This is a genomic window from Mesorhizobium sp. B2-3-5 (assembly GCF_006442395.1).
Taxonomy (GTDB): Bacteria; Pseudomonadota; Alphaproteobacteria; order Rhizobiales; family Rhizobiaceae; genus Mesorhizobium.
Genome location: NZ_VFVX01000003.1, coordinates 137731 through 153090, shown reverse-complemented (window position 1 = coordinate 153090; position 15360 = coordinate 137731). Strand labels below are relative to the sequence as shown.

General features: G+C 63.6%; 21 protein-coding genes. 12 read left to right on the top strand and 9 right to left on the bottom strand.

The genetic code is table 11. From position 1 onward, the window contains the following. Window positions 1-18: 18 nt before the first annotated feature. The 3 genes from FJ958_RS05420 to FJ958_RS05410 all read right to left on the bottom strand — a co-directional run bounded on the left by FJ958_RS05420 (window position 19) and on the right by FJ958_RS05410 (window position 1291). Window positions 19-465, bottom strand: coding sequence for an SRPBCC family protein (locus tag FJ958_RS05420; RefSeq protein WP_140740387.1), 447 nt, complete (start codon window positions 463-465; stop codon window positions 19-21). Further along, the gene (locus FJ958_RS05415; protein ID WP_140740799.1) at window positions 462-776 is read right to left on the bottom strand and encodes a metalloregulator ArsR/SmtB family transcription factor; all 315 of its coding nucleotides are present in this window, start codon (window positions 774-776) and stop codon (window positions 462-464) included. Before FJ958_RS05415 ends, FJ958_RS05420 begins: the two co-directional genes overlap by 4 nt. 89 nt (window positions 777-865) lie before the next feature. Further along, window positions 866-1291: a GNAT family N-acetyltransferase gene (locus FJ958_RS05410; RefSeq protein WP_140740386.1), complete on the bottom strand. Its 426-nt coding sequence runs from the start codon at window positions 1289-1291 to the stop codon at window positions 866-868. 153 nt (window positions 1292-1444) lie between these two features. On the opposite strand from FJ958_RS05410, the gene leuD reads away from it, so the two are divergent. From leuD to leuB, 5 genes are all read left to right on the top strand, one after another. Then, window positions 1445-2050, top strand: a complete 606-nt coding sequence (gene leuD, locus FJ958_RS05405) for a 3-isopropylmalate dehydratase small subunit (protein WP_140740385.1) — start codon at window positions 1445-1447, stop codon at window positions 2048-2050. A gap of 70 nt (window positions 2051-2120) precedes the next feature. Then, the gene (locus tag FJ958_RS05400; protein WP_140740384.1) at window positions 2121-3050 is read left to right on the top strand and encodes a hypothetical protein; all 930 of its coding nucleotides are present in this window, start codon (window positions 2121-2123) and stop codon (window positions 3048-3050) included. A 301-nt stretch (window positions 3051-3351) separates the two neighbouring features. Next, on the top strand, window positions 3352-3735 hold the full coding sequence (locus FJ958_RS05395) for a RidA family protein (RefSeq protein ID WP_140740383.1): 384 nt from the start codon (window positions 3352-3354) through the stop codon (window positions 3733-3735). Between the two features lie 11 nt (window positions 3736-3746). Beyond that, the gene (locus FJ958_RS05390) at window positions 3747-4097 is read left to right on the top strand and encodes a VOC family protein (RefSeq protein WP_140740382.1); all 351 of its coding nucleotides are present in this window, start codon (window positions 3747-3749) and stop codon (window positions 4095-4097) included. A 297-nt stretch (window positions 4098-4394) separates the two neighbouring features. Then, the gene (gene leuB / locus FJ958_RS05380; protein ID WP_140740381.1) at window positions 4395-5498 is read left to right on the top strand and encodes a 3-isopropylmalate dehydrogenase; all 1104 of its coding nucleotides are present in this window, start codon (window positions 4395-4397) and stop codon (window positions 5496-5498) included. A 120-nt stretch (window positions 5499-5618) separates the two neighbouring features. Here leuB and FJ958_RS05375 read toward each other — a convergent pair whose 3' ends face one another. The 3 genes from FJ958_RS05375 to FJ958_RS05365 form a co-directional block, all read right to left on the bottom strand. Continuing rightward, window positions 5619-6077, bottom strand: coding sequence for a MarR family winged helix-turn-helix transcriptional regulator (locus FJ958_RS05375; RefSeq protein WP_140740378.1), 459 nt, complete (start codon window positions 6075-6077; stop codon window positions 5619-5621). Next, the gene (locus tag FJ958_RS05370; protein ID WP_140740375.1) at window positions 6070-6498 is read right to left on the bottom strand and encodes a polyketide cyclase; all 429 of its coding nucleotides are present in this window, start codon (window positions 6496-6498) and stop codon (window positions 6070-6072) included. Before FJ958_RS05370 ends, FJ958_RS05375 begins: the two co-directional genes overlap by 8 nt. Before the next feature lie 176 nt (window positions 6499-6674). After that, the gene (locus FJ958_RS05365; RefSeq protein ID WP_246679495.1) at window positions 6675-7310 is read right to left on the bottom strand and encodes a DUF805 domain-containing protein; all 636 of its coding nucleotides are present in this window, start codon (window positions 7308-7310) and stop codon (window positions 6675-6677) included. 76 nt (window positions 7311-7386) lie between these two features. Between FJ958_RS05365 and FJ958_RS05360 the strand changes: the two genes are divergently transcribed. Continuing rightward, entirely contained in the window at window positions 7387-7674 is a 288-nt protein-coding gene (locus FJ958_RS05360) for a hypothetical protein (RefSeq protein ID WP_246679494.1), read from the top strand. Window positions 7675-7760: 86 nt separating this feature from the next. Here the strand turns inward: FJ958_RS05360 and FJ958_RS05355 are convergent, their stop codons facing one another. Then, window positions 7761-9611, bottom strand: coding sequence for a DEAD/DEAH box helicase (locus tag FJ958_RS05355; protein ID WP_140740370.1), 1851 nt, complete (start codon window positions 9609-9611; stop codon window positions 7761-7763). A gap of 612 nt (window positions 9612-10223) precedes the next feature. Here FJ958_RS05355 and FJ958_RS05345 point away from each other — a divergent pair. Both FJ958_RS05345 and FJ958_RS05340 read left to right on the top strand, forming a co-directional pair. Next, entirely contained in the window at window positions 10224-11258 is a 1035-nt protein-coding gene (locus FJ958_RS05345; RefSeq protein ID WP_140740365.1) for an aspartate-semialdehyde dehydrogenase, read from the top strand. Window positions 11259-11435: 177 nt separating this feature from the next. Beyond that, on the top strand, window positions 11436-11888 hold the full coding sequence (locus tag FJ958_RS05340; protein ID WP_140740362.1) for a GNAT family N-acetyltransferase: 453 nt from the start codon (window positions 11436-11438) through the stop codon (window positions 11886-11888). A 2-nt stretch (window positions 11889-11890) separates the two neighbouring features. Here FJ958_RS05340 and FJ958_RS05335 read toward each other — a convergent pair whose 3' ends face one another. Then, a complete protein-coding gene (locus FJ958_RS05335; RefSeq protein ID WP_140740359.1) occupies window positions 11891-12298 on the bottom strand; it encodes an ACT domain-containing protein in 408 nt (135 codons plus the stop codon). 181 nt (window positions 12299-12479) lie between these two features. Between FJ958_RS05335 and FJ958_RS05330 the strand changes: the two genes are divergently transcribed. The 4 genes from FJ958_RS05330 to FJ958_RS05315 all read left to right on the top strand — a co-directional run bounded on the left by FJ958_RS05330 (window position 12480) and on the right by FJ958_RS05315 (window position 14864). Further along, window positions 12480-13385 carry a bestrophin family protein gene (locus FJ958_RS05330; RefSeq protein ID WP_140740356.1) on the top strand — a complete coding sequence of 302 codons (906 nt, stop codon included), beginning with the start codon at window positions 12480-12482 and terminating at the stop codon, window positions 13383-13385. 131 nt (window positions 13386-13516) lie between these two features. Then, window positions 13517-13927: a DoxX family protein gene (locus FJ958_RS05325; RefSeq protein WP_140740353.1), complete on the top strand. Its 411-nt coding sequence runs from the start codon at window positions 13517-13519 to the stop codon at window positions 13925-13927. 17 nt (window positions 13928-13944) lie between these two features. After that, entirely contained in the window at window positions 13945-14472 is a 528-nt protein-coding gene (locus tag FJ958_RS05320; protein WP_140740350.1) for an SRPBCC family protein, read from the top strand. A 128-nt stretch (window positions 14473-14600) separates the two neighbouring features. Next, window positions 14601-14864, top strand: a complete 264-nt coding sequence (locus FJ958_RS05315) for a YMGG-like glycine zipper-containing protein (RefSeq protein WP_140740348.1) — start codon at window positions 14601-14603, stop codon at window positions 14862-14864. 76 nt (window positions 14865-14940) lie between these two features. Here FJ958_RS05315 and rpsP read toward each other — a convergent pair whose 3' ends face one another. Beyond that, complete coding sequence (gene rpsP, locus FJ958_RS05310) at window positions 14941-15339, bottom strand: 30S ribosomal protein S16 (RefSeq protein ID WP_140695945.1); 399 nt, start codon at window positions 15337-15339, stop codon at window positions 14941-14943. Between the last annotated feature and the right edge of the window lie 21 nt (window positions 15340-15360).

The following is a 15360-nucleotide window of genomic DNA, read 5'->3' as shown; positions in this document are numbered from 1 at the left end:
CGGTAGTGACATGATCCTTCATGCCTTGGAGGGCGGGCGCTCGAAACCCTTGCCGGTCTCGAGCAGGCTCTTGAGGCTGGCCAGCACCAGCGGCCAGCCCTTGGCGACATTCCCGATCAGTCTGTGCGGCCCATCGGCCTCGTGGGTGACGGCAAGCTTCATCAATTCGCCGTCCTGTTCGATGGTGAAGGTGCAGCGCGTGTAGCCGTCTTCCTTTACCTCGGGCATCCATTCATTGCGCCATTTGATGACGAGGCGCCGCGGCGGGTCGATCTCGAGGATCTCGCCACTGTCGGCGACGCGTCCGTCGGGAAAGATCAACTTCCAGCTGGAGCCCACTTTCCAATCGCTCTCCTGATAGGAGCAGAGGAAGAACTGCCGGTTGAATTCCGGGTCGGTCAGCGCTTCCCAAAGTTTTTCGGGCGTGGTGCGGATGTAGGTCACGTAAACGAAGGCGTTGCTCATGGCTCGTCCCTTTCAAGGCGTTTCTTCAAGTCGCTGAGGGCGGTCAGCCGTCCCCGCTCGAATTTGCCGATCCAGCGTTCGGCGATCTCGTTGATCGGAACCGGGTTGAGGTAGTGCTCCTTCTCGCGCCCCTTGCGGATGGTGGTGACGAGGTTTGCTTCTTCCAGGATCGCCAGATGCTTGGTCACCGCCTGGCGTGTCATGTCCATCTCCGCGCATAGCGCGTTCAGTGTCTGCCCGTTCCTGGCATGGAGGCTGTCAAGCAATTGCCGGCGTGTCGGGTCGGCCAGGGCGCGAAAGACGGCATCCATGCTCATGGCTTTAATATGCAACCATTTGGTTGCATGTCAAGCGCAAAATCGTGCGTCTTTGCCGGCCAGATGCGGTCACAGGAGAAAAATCAGCGTTCGCGGGAGAACCAGAAGGCGTCCGGCATGCGCTTCATGCCGATGCGCTCGTAGAAGCCGGCGGCGTCGGGCACGGAAACCAGGCTGATGGCGACGGAGGGGCCGAGTTGCCGCCGCGCCTCGTCCATCAGGCCCTTGCCGACGCCAAGCCCTTGCGCGGCTTGCGAGACGGCGAGATCGGAGATGTAACAAACCCAGGAGAAGTCCGTCATGGCGCGGGCCATGCCGATCAGCGGCTTGCCTTCGATGTCGAGACGCGCGGTCAGCACCAGATTGGCACCCGACAGCATCGCCTGCAGCCTGTGTGCGTCGTCGACGGGACGGATCTCGCCGAGGCCGGAGTCCACCAGCACACGGCGGAATTCGGCAACGCCGAGGCCAGTTTCACGGGCGTAGAGGACGTGGGAGTTTTCCGACATCGCGCCAGAGTGCACCGCCGGGCCACGAATTCGAAGCCGTTTTTGCGCGACCCCCAATGCCGGCGCGCACAAACAGTTGCCTTTTATTTGCCCGCGGCTTTGTGTAAACCGACCTCAACAAAATCCCTTGCAACGAAAACACGGGCCAAAGCCATGGAAAAATTCACCAAGCTCACCGGCGTCGCCGCGCCCATGCCGATCGTCAATGTCGATACCGACATGATCATCCCGAAGGATTATCTCAAGACGATCAAGCGCACCGGGCTTGGCACCGGCCTGTTCGCCGAAATGCGCTACAATGACGACGGTTCGGAAAACCCGGATTTCGTGCTCAACAAGCCAGCCTACCGCAACGCGCAGATCCTCGTCGCCGGCGACAATTTCGGCTGCGGTTCGAGCCGCGAGCATGCGCCGTGGGCGCTGCTCGATTTCGGCATCCGTTGCGTCATCTCGACCTCGTTCGCCGACATCTTCTACAACAACTGCTTCAAGAACGGCGTGCTGCCCATCACCGTCAGCCCCGAGGACCTGGAGAAGCTGATGGACGACGCCTCGCGCGGCTCCAACGCCACTCTGTCGGTCGATCTCGAAGCCAAGGAAATCCGGGGTCCCGACGGCGGCGTGGTCAAGTTCGACCTCGACGAGTTCAAGCGGCACTGCATGCTCAATGGGCTCGACGACATCGGCCTGACCATGGAGAAGGCCGGCGCCATCGCTTCGTTCGAGAAGCGCAACGCCGAACAGCGCCCCTGGGCCTGAGCGGCACTGTCCGGGACGGATAGCCCGGCCTCCCAGGCCGGGTTCGCGGCGACTGAAGGGAGGGACAGTCATGACACGTTCGCTTCTTGCCGGCATTTGCGGCCTGGCCTTGTTGCTGCCGCCTGCCGTCAGCGCGGTCGCGCAGACACAGACGCCCGCCGCGCAGCCGGCACCGGCAACGGATCAGTCGGCCGCCGGCCAGGGAACGAACGCCGCCGACGCTACCGACGACGACAAGCAGGCGCCGGTGCCGTTCGAGGGCGGCCAACTGACCATCACCCAGAAGGAACAGTATGGCGAGAAGGTGCTGGCTTTCGACGGCAAGGAGCTCGCCAGCAACTACGACGTCTTCTTCGACAAGATCGTCAAGATCGGCGATGTCAACGTCGCGCTGGTGGATGTCGGCGACGGTGGCAATCAATGTGGCCCGGCCAAGCTCATCGTCTGGAAGCCGAAAGACGGCAAAATCCAGACCACCACGGTCGAGCAGGACCAATGCGGCGCGCCGCCGGCAGCTGTCTCCGACAACGCCATCTATTTCGTGCCCTACCTTTTGCCGGGGGATGAGAAGCCGGCGCTGCAATGGTCGCCGACATCGGGGCTGACCACATCGGGCAACCTGACCTACATGCCGGAGCCCGGCACCGACTGGAAGGATATCGACCCGTCGAAATACGACAACATCATCGACGCCTTCCACAATGAGGCCGTCTACAAGGAAGCTGAAAAGCTGCTGGGTAAGGATATGTCCGACATGGCGACCAGCCTGCTGGTCGGCGGCGGCACGGAAAAGACCGCTTCGGGCGCCTTCTACGCCAGCGGCTGCGTACCGCATGATTGCGGCGGCAATGACGGCTTCATGGCGGTCGACCCCGCCAACCACAAGCTCTACTTCGCCCGCCGCGGCGACAATGGCCAGCCGAACGCATGGCCGGCGGTGACGACATGGCCTGCCGACGTGAAGGAAGCGCTGGACAAGGCGCTGGGCTCGCCGAATTAGTTTTTCGCTACTCCACGCTCGTCATCCTCGGGCTTGACCCGAGGATCCATGCCGTGATCGCGATCACAGGGCCCAGCGGGTCTGAACCGCGGCAACGCCTTGATGTCACGGCACGGATCCTATGGTCTGCGCTGCGTCGCTCCGCTCCTTGCTTCGCCATAGGATGACGATGCGGGGGATGCTCTGGCCAATCTCCGAGGTTGCGTATCGCCACGTGGTGACAACATTCCGACCGGCTTGGCCCATGGTCGGATCGGCCTCTTGCCTGCAAGATGACCTGAACAAACCTGCGGGGTCCTCCATGCGAAAACTCATCTCCACCGGCTCGCCTTTCGAAAAGACTGCCGGCTATTCGCGCGCGGTGGTGCAGGGCGACTGGTGCTTCGTATCCGGGACGACCGGCTACGACTATGCCACCATGACCATGCCGGAAACGGTCGAGGCGCAGACGCGCAACTGCCTGGCGACGATCGGCAAGGCACTGAAGGACGGCGGCTTCGACATGGCTGATGTGGTGCGGGCGCATTACTATATCACCGACCAGGCCTTCGTGGATGTGGTCTTTCCGATCCTCGGCGAGACCTTCGGCGACATCCGGCCGGCGGCGACGATGATCGTCTGCCAGCTCAACAAGCCTGAAATGAAGATCGAGATCGAGGTGACGGCGCTGCGGCGAACGGCATAGGGGGCGGAGCGATGGCGGTCCGGCGCATCGTAACCAACATCGCCACAAAGGATATCGCGGCGGCGAAGCGCTTCTATCATGACGTGCTCGGCCTCGATCTGCTCATGGACATGGGCTGGATCGCCACCTATGGCTCCGAGGAGCGGATGCATGTGCAGGTGAGCTTCATGGCGCAAGGCGGATCCGGCACGCCGGTGCCGGACCTGTCGATCGAGGTGGACGATGTGGACGCGGCGCTTGCCGATATGAAGAAGGCTGGCTTTGTCATCGAATACGGGCCGGCCGACGAGCCCTGGGGCGTTCGGCGCTTCTATGTGCGCGATCCCTTCGGCAGGCTGGTGAATATCCTTTCGCATCGGTAGGCGCCCACGGGTTTCTTGCGAGACGCCGGCGGGACAGCGCCCCCCTCTGCCCTGCCGGGCATCTCCCCCGCTTGGGGGGAGATTGGCTGTTTCGACGCCTCGCGCATCCCTGCAAGGTTCGAGATTGCGAAAGGCGGCGTGAAGTCTGATCTCGCCCCAAGTGGGGGAGATGGCCGGCAGGCCAGAGGGGGGCGCGAAGGATCAAGGCGATTGGTGCTTCGCACCAGTCATCCCCTTGCGCCGCAATCACTTGGCGTTTAGCAAAGCGCCGGTTCAAATCTTTCTGGGACGGTTTTCATGGCAACGAAGCATCTTTTCCTGCTCCCCGGCGACGGCATCGGCCCCGAGGCGATGGCCGAGGTCAAGAAACTGATCGCGGCCATGAACGAAAAGCTCGGCAGCGGCTTCGTCACCGACGAGGGCCTTGTCGGCGGCTGCGCCTACGACGCGCATGGCGCGGCGATTTCCGATGCCGACATGGAAAAGGCGATGGCAGCGGACGCGGTGCTATTCGGCGCCGTCGGCGGGCCGAAATGGGATGCGGTGCCTTACGAGGTGCGCCCCGAAGCCGGCCTGCTGAGGCTGCGCAAGGACATGGAACTGTTCGCCAATCTGCGCCCCGCCATCTGCTACCCGGCGCTGGCCGCCTCCTCCTCGCTCAAGCAGGAGGTGGTCGAAGGCCTCGACATCCTCATCGTGCGCGAGCTGACCGGTGGCGTCTATTTCGGCGAGCCCAAGCAGATCATCGATCTCGGCAACGGCCAGAAGCGCGGCATCGACACGCAGGTCTACGATACTTTCGAGATCGAGCGCATTTCGGGCGTCGCCTTCGAATTGGCGCGGACCCGCAAGAAACACGTCACCTCGATGGAAAAGCGCAACGTCATGAAGTCGGGCGTGCTGTGGAACGAGGTCGTCAGCCAGACCCACAAGGCGCGCTATCCGGACGTCAAGCTCGACCACATGCTGGCCGATGCCGGCGGCATGCAGCTGGTGCGCTGGCCAAAGCAGTTCGACGTCATCGTTACCGACAATCTGTTCGGCGACATGCTGTCCGACATCGCCGCCATGCTGACCGGCTCGATCGGCATGCTGCCGTCGGCCTCGCTCGGCGCGCCGGATGCCAGGACCATGAAGCGCAAGGCGCTGTACGAGCCGGTACACGGTTCGGCGCCCGACATTGCCGGCCAGGGCATCGCCAACCCGATCGCCATGATCGCCTCCTTCGCCATGTGCCTGCGCTATTCATTCGGCATGGTCGAGGAGGCCGATCGTCTCGAAGGCGCGATCGCCGCCGTGCTCGATGCCGGTCTGCGGACGAAGGACATCATGTCCGAAGGCATGACAGAGGTCGGCACGGTCGAGATGGGCGACGCCATCATCGCCAAGTTCCTGGCTTAGAGCAGTTCACCGTTTCACAGAAACGGCAATCTGCTCTACCTCTTTGTTTTGACGCAATCCCGGACGGAAAACCGTTCACACTTTTCCTGGAATTGCCTAGCCGAAGCGGGCGGCTCGGCCTCAGCGGATATCGCCGGCCAGCCGCCGCAGCAGGCCGACGAGCCGCGCCTCGTCCACCGGTTCGAAAAAGGCCGCGTCGGCGGCCTCTACGGCGGCGATGGCGCGCTGTGCCGCCGCCGCTCCGGTTGGAGTGACGCGGATCACCTTGGCGCGGGAATCCTTGGGGTCCGCCTCGCGTGCGATCAATCCCTTGGCCTCGAGCCTGGCGACGACATCCGACGTCATCTTCACTTCGGTCCCCGCCTGGGCGGCGAGTTGCACCTGGTTGGGCGGCTCGCCATCGCGGCCGAGCCACATGGCCGAGGCCAGGAGCACGAACTGGACATGCGTCAGGTCGAGCGGCGCCAGTGCCGCCGTCATGACGCGCTGCCAGCGCATGGTGGTTCGCCAGAGCAGCAGGCCGGGGCTCTCCGAAGGTCCGCCCTTGAAGCGTGTATTCAAGTCCTGTCCGTCAGCCACGGTTCGCCAACTCCTTTGCCTCTTCGAACAGCCTGGCCATCGAGGTGTCGAAATCGCCGCTGATCTGCGGCCCGAGTTCCGGTCCGACCTCGGCGGCCGACGGGCCCGAGATTTCGAGCCTGTGGGTCACCTGCGTGCCGCCTTCGACCGGCACCAGCGTATGCCGGAACAGCAGCGTCGTATCGCCGAACGAGGTTTGGTCGGCATAGGTGACGTTTTCCACGAGATCGACGATGGTGGATTCGAAGGTGTCCTGCCCCACCGGGGTCACCGAGACACGGGTGCCTTTGGCGAATGGCCCGTGCAGCACGAAGGTATCCGACCCTTCATAGGTCAGGCGGCCTTCATGCAAAGCCTTGAGCGCATTCCAGATGGCGCGAGCCGGTAGCGGGGAAATCGCGGTGTATTCATTGCTCCACATAATCTTGCCTCCATCCGTCTTGTCCGATCGATAAATCGATCTGTGCACAGATTATCTGTGCGCGGACTATAATGCAAGCGGAATCTTCAACTCCGACGCTGAACGGCGGATCTCAGCTATGTTAACCCTTGTTTCTCCGGCTGAGAAACATTCTCGTTTCCTTTTGGGGCTGGCCTCTAAACCCCAACCCCTGCCGGCACCGGCCCCCACGGGTTTTCACCGACCTGAGACGGCGCTAGCCCCAAGACCAGCACGGCCACTCCACCGATGATTGGGATGAAGCAGGGCAAGACAAGCCAGCCGCTCAGGCCGACGTCGTGCAGACGCCGCACTGTCAGCGCAATCCATGACAGGCCGAATACCGCCATGAAGATAAGGGCGGGCAGGTATCCTATCGAGCTCTTACCCGCATTGATGCCGAAGCCGTTGATGGCCAGATTGACGAGTATCCCGAAGCCAAGAAGCGCCGCCAGCACAACATTAAAGCACAGCCAAAAGGCCCAGAATTCCTTGCGGCGGGCACGTCCATCGAAATTGAAATAGTTCACGCTCACCGTGCGCCCGAAATAGGCCCACAGTCCCGTGGAACCCTTTTCGGCAGGTCGGCCTGGCCGTGGACCGGTGCTTGACGACGGTGTGATTGAGGCGGCCGTGGCTATATTGTGGGCCGTGCCGTCGTCCGGCTGGAACTCGACGAGCGTTCCCCTGACGAGGGGGATCTCCTGGCTTAGATCGGTACGCGAAAAGAAATAGCGCTTGCCGTCGGTTCCGTTGATGTACCCATAATTTTGATCCTGGTCGTAATGAACCACTGCTCCGCGCACACCCTGCCCCCCTAATCCTGTAGCAATATGCCAACTGCTACTACAGGTTGTCCACGATTGCAACATGCACGCAAAAAACTGCGACCGCGCCGTCGCTGATCGAGGCGAGCGGCGGGCTGATGCCGGCGATCGATTCCAACGATCAGGCCGGCTGGTACGCCGCGATCCGCAGGATGGCGGACGATCACGCCTGGCGATCATCGCTGGTGGAGCGCATCGCAAGGCAGCACCGGCCGACACGGCATCGGCAAGCTGGGCCGCCATCAAGGCCGGCCTGAAGGAGAGCGCGGCCAGGCAGCGCGCCGGACACCAGAGCGATTCAGCATCTGAGGCGATCGCTGACCCTCGCTAACTCTCTGTTTTTGAACAATTCCAGACGGAAAACCGCTACGCACTTCTCCTGGATTGCTCTAGGCGCGCAGATCGTGCCAGCCTGTCCTATGAAGGGCGTTTCTTCGTCTTGTGCTTTGGAGCACCGGCATTTTCGAATTTCGGCTTGCCGGGCTTTTTCGCCCACGGCTTTGCCTCATGCGCGGTTGCCGGGCGCTGATCGGCTGAAGCCGGTGCACGCTTCTCGAATTTGCGCTTCGGTGCGCTCGGGTCGAACGGCGCCTTGCCGCGATGCGGTTTCTTGTCCGGGCTTGGCGGCTGATAGCCGGCCCGCGACAGGTCCGGCGTGCCCTCGAGCCGCTTGACCGCGATGTTGCCCTGCAATTTGCGGTCCGGACCGATCGCGGCGAGAAAGCGGTCGGCCCAGTCGGCGGCGATCTGCACGAAGGTTTCCTCCGGCTGCATCTTGATGGCGCCAATCTCGCGCTTGGAGATGCTGCCGGCGCGGCACAGCATCGGGATCAGCCAGCGCGGCTCGGCATTCTGCCGGCGCCCGACCGACAGCGAAAACCAGACGCTGGCGCCGAAATCATCGCGGCGGCTGGGCGCCTCCTCGCGGCGGGCGAATTTTTCGCCTGAAGGCGTGAAGGGCGCGACATCCATGAGATCCTCGGGCGCCGAGCGGCTGGAACGGCACTGGCGCACGAAAGCGGCCGCCACCTGCTCGGCGCCGTGCTTGGAGAGAAGCGCGTCGATGAAAGCGCGTTCGTCCTCCTTCACCGGTTCGTCGAAGGCCGGATCGGCCAGGATGCGCTCGTCGTCGCGCCGCATGACGTCGTCGGCCGAGGGCGGGCTTGCCCATGTCGCTGTCAGCTTGGCACTCTGCAGCAGCCGTTCGGTGCGCCTGCGGGCGCTGTTGGGCACGATCAGCGCGCTGACGCCCTTGCGCCCGGCGCGCCCGGTGCGGCCGCTGCGGTGCAGCAGTGTTTCGGGGTTGGTCGGCAGGTCGGCATGGATCACCAGTTCGAGGTTGGGCAGGTCGATGCCGCGTGCCGCCACGTCGGTGGCGATGCAGACTTTGGCGCGGCCGTCGCGCATCGCCTGCAAGGCATGGCTGCGTTCGTTCTGGCTGAGCTCGCCCGAAAGCGCGACGACGGAGAAATTGCGATTGTTGAAGCGCGCGGTGAGATGGTTGACCGCGGCGCGCGTGTTGCAGAACACCAGCGCGTTCTTGGCTTCGTAATAGCGCAGCACGTTGATAATGGCGTTCTCGCGGTCGGCCTGGGCGACGTTGAGCGCCCGGTATTCGATGTCGAGGTGCTGCTTCTCCTCGCCAGCGGCCGAGATGCGCACGGCATCGCGCTGGTAGCCCTGGGCGAGCGTCGCGATGGAGCGCGGCACGGTGGCCGAGAACATCAGGGTGCGGCGATCGGTGGGCGCGGCGTCGAGGATGAATTCGAGATCCTCGCGAAAGCCGAGGTCGAGCATCTCGTCGGCCTCGTCGAGCACAACGGCCTTCAGTGCCGACATGTCGAGCGAATTGCGGGTGATGTGGTCGCGCAGGCGTCCAGGCGTGCCGACGACGATGTGGGCGCCACGCTCCAGCGCGCGCCGCTCGGTGCGCATGTCCATGCCGCCGACGCAGGACGCCACGGTGGCTCCGGTCAGCTCGTAGAGCCATTCCAGTTCGCGCGTCACCTGCAGCGCCAGTTCGCGCGTCGGCGCCACTGCCAATGCCAGCGGCGCGGCGGCACCGGAAAAGCGTTCGGCGCCATCGAGAAGCGTCGGCGCCATGGCGAGGCCGAAGGCCACGGTCTTGCCCGAGCCGGTCTGCGCCGACACCAGTGCGTCAGCCTGGCCGAGCTCCAGCACCGCCTTTTGCACCGGCGTCAGCTCGGCATAGCCGCGTTTTTCCAGCGCTTGTGCTAGCGCAGGAACGATACCTTCGAAGTTGGACATCTCGTTCTTTCGGAATTCAGGGTTCCGCGCTCATCATGGAGCACATACCGGGGCTGGCGCAGCGCCAGCCAAAACAATCTTGGCCGTTCGTACTTCCTGGCGCCGCTCTTGTACAGGGCAAGAGGTGGCGCTTTCCCTTCTCCCCCTGTGGGAGAAGGTGGATCGGCGCGTAGCGCCGAGGCGGATGAGGGGTGCTGGAAGGATCGCCGTCGGTGCCAAGCTGGAGCACCCCTCATCCGACCGAGCTTTGCTCGGCCACCTTCCCCCACAAGGGGGAAGGGAAGAGCAGCGCCGCGCGACCAATTGACTCCTGCCGCAAACCGCGTAAAAGCCCGCTTCGAACGGGATCGTTTTTCGATGCGCGGCCTCTCGATGGCTCCTCTTGCATTCGATGCCCCCTGCCACAATGTAAACCATTGGGCCGGGCGCGTCGGCGCGTCGCCTCGTTCCGGCAAAACCCTATTCTTGGCCAAGAAAACCACCAAAACCACCACCAAAACGGTGTGATTCCCTTGGCCTAACCACCCTCTCCCGGGTTCGGCCCGGGGGACGGAACCCGCATCGGCCGGCGGGTTTCTCCAACAACCAAGCGGAGAGGGACAGGAGATTTCGATGAGTTTCAAGGTTGCAGTCGTCGGCGCCACGGGCAATGTGGGCCGGGAAATGCTCAACATACTGGAAGAGCGCGGCTTTCCGGTGAGCGAAGTGGTGGCGCTGGCCTCGCGGCGCAGCATGGGCACGGAAGTGTCGTTCGGCGACCGCACGCTGAAGGTCAGGCCGCTCGATCAGTATGATTTTTCCGACACCGACATCTGCATCATGTCGGCCGGCGGCAACGTCTCCAAGGAATGGTCGCCGAAGATCGGCAAGCAGGGCTGCGTGGTCATCGATAATTCCTCGGCCTTCCGCTACGACCAGGATGTGCCGCTCATCGTGCCGGAAGTGAATCCCGACGCGATCTCGCTGTTCACACGCAAGAACATCATCGCCAACCCGAACTGCTCGACGGCGCAATTGGTCGTGGCGCTGAAGCCGCTGCATGATGTCGCGACCATCAAGCGCGTCGTCGTCGCCACCTACCAGTCGGTGTCAGGCGCGGGCAAGGAAGGCATGGACGAGCTCTTTACCCAGACCCGTGCGGTGTTCGTCGCCGATCAGGTCGACGTCAAGAAGTTCACCAAGCGCATCGCCTTCAACGTCATCCCGCATATCGACGTCTTCCTCGACGACGGCTTCACCAAGGAAGAGTGGAAGATGGTCGCCGAGACCAAGAAGATGCTCGACCCCAAGATCAAGCTGACGGCGACCTGCGTGCGCGTGCCGGTGTTCATCGGCCATTCGGAAGCGGTCAATATCGAGTTCGAAAAGCCGATCACCGCCGACGAGGCACGCGACATCCTGCGCGATGCCCCCGGCTGCCAGGTTTTGGACAAGCGCGAGGACGGCGGCTACATCACGCCGCTCGAATCGGCCGGCGAGGACGCCACCTTCATCTCGCGCATCCGCGAGGATTCGACCGTCGACAACGGGCTGTCGATGTGGGTTGTCTCCGACAATCTGCGCAAGGGCGCGGCGCTGAACGCCGTGCAGATCGCAGAATTGCTGATCGAGCGCGGCCTGATCCAGCCGAAGCAGAAGGCGGCCTGACGGCTGTCCACCTAGCGCTCACGGGCCGTTCCGCCGCTGCCGCAGCGGGCCCTGCACGGGCGCGCCGGACGACCGGCGGCCCGCCGTCGCGGGCTCGGCCTTCGGCCGTTGGTCCTTCTCCCCGTCACTATACGGGGAGAAGGTGCCCGAAGGGCGGATGAGGGGCAGCGCCGACCTATGAACGATCGCACCAAAATCACTCTGCGCCCGGCCATCGGTTCGGATGCCGCCGCCATCGCGACCATGATGCGCGCCTCGCTCAACGCTTTCGACTGGATGCCGGTGCTGCACACGCCGGAGGAAGACCTTTTCTTCATCCGCGACATCGTGCTGCCACGGCAGCAGGTGACGGTCGCCGAAGCCGGCAGCGAGATTGTCGGCTTCATCGCCGTCGGCGGCGAATGGGTGGAACAACTCTACCTTGGACCGGCCTGGACGGGGCAAGGCATAGGCAGCCGGTTGCTGGTCGACGCGACCGCTACTTTGCCGGTCGGGAAACTCCATTGCTTCCAAGCCAACATCGGTGCCCGGCGTTTCTACGACCGCCATGGGTTCCGTGCCGAAGCATTCGGCGACGGCTCGACCAACGAGGAAGGCCTGCCCGATATCCTTTATGTTCGCAGGCGCTGATTTCAGCCTGCGTTGTCCTTGGCCAGTTGTCGCAGCAACGTCAGCGCCTCCTGCGCTCGGTCCGTGGGGACGAACAGGTGGTCGTGATAAAAGCCCGAGACCGGATTGACGCCCATGGCGGCGTCGGCGAGCCGCGCGGTGATGGCGGCGAGGAAGCCGACTGCTTCCAGCGAGGAATGGATGCTCAGCGTGATCATCCGGCAGCGGAATGAAGCGGCCAGCCCTGCGGCGCTCGCCGCATCCCCAGTTACAATCAGCGTCGTGCCCTCGCGCTCGCGAAACATCATGACCGGATCGAGGCCTTCCGGCTGGAGAACGCCGGGCGCCAGCGTCGCGAAGACATAGGTGCCATCGAGCAATTCCGGCGTCATCGATGCCAGCAGCTTTTTCAGATCGGTCTCGCCGGTCATTTTTCTCGCCTGAACAGGGATGCCTCACCGCCGCGCATTTCCTCAATATCCGCAACTGCCGCATGCCGATAGTCCGCACACCGCGCGACATCGCGATGTCGCTGGCGGCCGGGCTTGCGCATCTGTCCGATCGCACAATACAGGAGTTGAGGGCCGACGCCGGTCCGTGAAAGGCCCTTCGATGATCGTTCGCCCGCGCCCCACCTTTCTGCAGCTGTTCTTCGTCATGCGCGGCTCCGTGGTGCCGCGCATCCTGCCGCAGATCCTTGGCTTCGCGCTTTATTCGGCGGTCATTCTGGTCGTGGCGCGCCAGTTTCACCTCGACCTCGGCGCCTTCAGCATCGCGCCTTTCGGGTTGGTGGGCGTGACCTTGTCGATCTACCTTTCGTTCCGCAACAATGCCGCCTATGACCGCTGGTGGGAGGCGCGCAAGCTGTGGGGCGCGCTGGTCTTCGAAATCCGCAATCTGGCCCGCGCCACCACCAGCCTCATTCCCGACCAGGTCGAGCAGCGCGCCCTGCTGATGGAGGCGCTGGCCTTCTGTCACTTCCTGCGCGGACAGTTGCGCAAGATCGACAGCGTGAAAGACGCCAGCGCCTTCATCGATGCCGAGGCGGAGCGGGCCGCAAGCTTCGCCAATCCGGCGGACGAGATGGTCAGGCGCATGGGCCGGCGCGCCAATACCCAGCGCCGGGGCGGTGACCTCGACGCGATCGGCTTCCGCATCCTGGATGAAAGGCTGGCGTCGATATCGGCCATCCAGGCCGGCTGCGAGCGGATCGCCGGCACGCCATTGCCCTTCGCCTATACGCTGCTGGTGCACCGCACGGCCTACATCGTCTGCCTGCTCCTACCCATCGGCCTGATCTCGACCGCCGGCTGGGCAACGCCGCTGTTCACGGCGCTGATCGCCTACACCTTCTTCGGTCTCGACGCGCTTTCGGAAGAACTCGAGGATCCGTTCGGCACCGAAGCCAACGACCTTGCCCTCGACGGCCTGTGCCGCGTCTGCGAAATCTCGGTGTTCGAGGCGCTTGGCGAGACGCCGCCGAAGATGATCCCCGCCGAGAAGTTCTACTTCTCCTAATATCCGGTCCAGCTTGCCGCCCGCGACCGAACGGATCAAAAAGACTCCAGGACCCTGTAGGATTGCCGCCCAGTGCCGCGTCCTTGGTTCGACCCCGCAAAAGGACTCAAACCAACCGGAGGAAAGAACCAATGAACATTTCCGAAGCCGCGCCCGTCTCGTCCGGCGCCTTGTGGACCGGTCGCGTGTTCAGCGGCCTCATCGTCCTGTTCATGATCTTCGACGGCGCCATCAAGCTGCCGCCGCTCGACGTGGTGACCCAGTCGATGGTGCCGCTCGGCTGGCCGGCCGATCCGAATCTCGCGCGCATGCTTGGCGCCATCGGCCTGGTCTCGACGGCGCTCTACGCATGGCCGCGCACCTCGGTGCTCGGCGCCATCCTGCTCACCGCCTATATGGGCGGCGCCATCGCCACCAACGTACGTGTCGACAACCCTTTGTTCTCGCACACGCTGTTCGGCGTCTATCTCGGCATCATCCTGTGGGGCGGCCTCTATCTGCGCGACCCCCGGGTACGCACGCTGATCCCGTTCAGCCGATAATTCCGGAGGAGAGAAAAATGTTCAGCACCATCCTCATCATCCTGGTCATCATCACTGCCGCCGTTCTCATCTACGCCGCGACACGGCCGAATGATTTCGTCACCACCCGCACGGCCACCATCAAGGCCCCGCCGGAAGCGATCTTCCCGCTGATCAACGATTTCAGCCGCTGGCCGACATGGTCGCCCTATGAAAAGATCGACCCGGATATGAAGCGGACGCTCTCCGGCGCGGCAAGCGGCAAGGGTGCCGTCTATGCCTGGGAAGGCAATGGCAAGGCCGGCAAGGGCCGCATGGAGATCGTCACTTCCGTTCCGTCCTCGCTGGTTTCGCTCAAGCTCGATTTCGAGAAGCCGTTCCGCGCCAACAACACGGTCGACTTCACCTTTGTGCCCTCAGGCGAGAACACCGCCGTCAGTTGGGCGATGCGCGGCAGCCGGCCCTTCATCGCCAAGCTGATGGGCCTGTTCATGAATTTCGACACGCTGATCGGCAGGGATTTCGAGGCAGGTCTCGCCAATTTGAAACGCAACACCGAGGCATGAGCGGCGTGGGACGCCGCTGCTTGTCCGAGCACGCGGTGCTCGATCTTCGATCTTTTCGGATCAAATTAGCCGTCTGAGAGTTAAGGGCTTGGCGGCGAGACGGCGACCCGCGTGTGAGAGGAGCGAAAATGAAGAAGATCTTGACTGTTCTGGTGTTGGCGACGGCGCTCGGTGCATGTTCGCAGACGGAAAAAGGCGCGGCCGTGGGCGGCCTTGGCGGTGCCGCGGTTGGCGCGGCCGTTGCCGGGGATCCGGTCCAGGGCGCTGTCGTGGGCGGTGCTGTCGGCGCCGTGGCGGGCGCCCTGATCGGCCATGCCAGCGAAAGCGGCCAGTGCCGGTACCGCGATCGCCATGGGCGGGTCTACATCGACCGCTGCCCGAGCGGCTATTGAGCGCTCTTGGGACCGCGGACAGCAGAACGGCGGGCATAGGCCCGCCGTTCTCGTATCCGCTAGGGATGCGAAGCGATTACTCCGCCGTGGCGGCCTCTTCCGCCGGCGCGGCGGCTGCGGCCGCAACAGCGGCAGCGGCGTCGTCCTGCGCCTTCTTCAGAAGTGCCGCGCGTTCCTGGGCCTTCTTGCCCGGCTCGGCCTTCTTCGGGTTGGAGCGGGCGTCGCGCTTGGCAAGACCGGCTTCGTCGAGGAAGCGCAGCACGCGGTCGGTCGGCTGGGCGCCGTGCGACAGCCAGTGCTTGACGCGGTCGGCGTCGACCTTGACGCGTTCGCCGTCCTTCGGCAGCAGCGGGTTCCACGAGCCGAGCGACTCGATGAAACGGCCGTCGCGCGGCGAACGGGCGTCGGCGACGACGACGTGGTAGTAAGGACGCTTCTTCGAGCCCGCACGGGCCAGTCTGATCTTCAGTGCCATTTCTTTTCTCCTAAAGCTCTG

Excerpts from the sequence above, each read along its gene's own strand:
- FJ958_RS05325 (WP_140740353.1), top strand. The coding sequence starts at position 13,517 with ATGAACATTTCCGAAGCCGCGCCCGTCTCGTCCGGCGCCTTGTGGACC.
- FJ958_RS05395 (WP_140740383.1), top strand. The coding sequence starts at position 3,352 with ATGCGAAAACTCATCTCCACCGGCTCGCCTTTCGAAAAGACTGCCGGC.
- rpsP (WP_140695945.1), bottom strand. The coding sequence starts at position 15,339 with ATGGCACTGAAGATCAGACTGGCCCGTGCGGGCTCGAAGAAGCGTCCT.
- FJ958_RS05335 (WP_140740359.1), bottom strand. The coding sequence starts at position 12,298 with ATGACCGGCGAGACCGATCTGAAAAAGCTGCTGGCATCGATGACGCCG.
- FJ958_RS05410 (WP_140740386.1), bottom strand. The coding sequence starts at position 1,291 with ATGTCGGAAAACTCCCACGTCCTCTACGCCCGTGAAACTGGCCTCGGC.
- FJ958_RS05340 (WP_140740362.1), top strand. The coding sequence starts at position 11,436 with ATGAACGATCGCACCAAAATCACTCTGCGCCCGGCCATCGGTTCGGAT.
- FJ958_RS05330 (WP_140740356.1), top strand. The coding sequence starts at position 12,480 with ATGATCGTTCGCCCGCGCCCCACCTTTCTGCAGCTGTTCTTCGTCATG.
- FJ958_RS05355 (WP_140740370.1), bottom strand. The coding sequence starts at position 9,611 with ATGTCCAACTTCGAAGGTATCGTTCCTGCGCTAGCACAAGCGCTGGAA.
- leuD (WP_140740385.1), top strand. The coding sequence starts at position 1,445 with ATGGAAAAATTCACCAAGCTCACCGGCGTCGCCGCGCCCATGCCGATC.
- FJ958_RS05400 (WP_140740384.1), top strand. The coding sequence starts at position 2,121 with ATGACACGTTCGCTTCTTGCCGGCATTTGCGGCCTGGCCTTGTTGCTG.
- leuB (WP_140740381.1), top strand. The coding sequence starts at position 4,395 with ATGGCAACGAAGCATCTTTTCCTGCTCCCCGGCGACGGCATCGGCCCC.
- FJ958_RS05415 (WP_140740799.1), bottom strand. The coding sequence starts at position 776 with ATGGATGCCGTCTTTCGCGCCCTGGCCGACCCGACACGCCGGCAATTG.
- FJ958_RS05420 (WP_140740387.1), bottom strand. The coding sequence starts at position 465 with ATGAGCAACGCCTTCGTTTACGTGACCTACATCCGCACCACGCCCGAA.
- FJ958_RS05320 (WP_140740350.1), top strand. The coding sequence starts at position 13,945 with ATGTTCAGCACCATCCTCATCATCCTGGTCATCATCACTGCCGCCGTT.
- FJ958_RS05360 (WP_246679494.1), top strand. The coding sequence starts at position 7,387 with ATGCACGCAAAAAACTGCGACCGCGCCGTCGCTGATCGAGGCGAGCGG.
- FJ958_RS05390 (WP_140740382.1), top strand. The coding sequence starts at position 3,747 with ATGGCGGTCCGGCGCATCGTAACCAACATCGCCACAAAGGATATCGCG.
- FJ958_RS05370 (WP_140740375.1), bottom strand. The coding sequence starts at position 6,498 with ATGTGGAGCAATGAATACACCGCGATTTCCCCGCTACCGGCTCGCGCC.
- FJ958_RS05315 (WP_140740348.1), top strand. The coding sequence starts at position 14,601 with ATGAAGAAGATCTTGACTGTTCTGGTGTTGGCGACGGCGCTCGGTGCA.
- FJ958_RS05345 (WP_140740365.1), top strand. The coding sequence starts at position 10,224 with ATGAGTTTCAAGGTTGCAGTCGTCGGCGCCACGGGCAATGTGGGCCGG.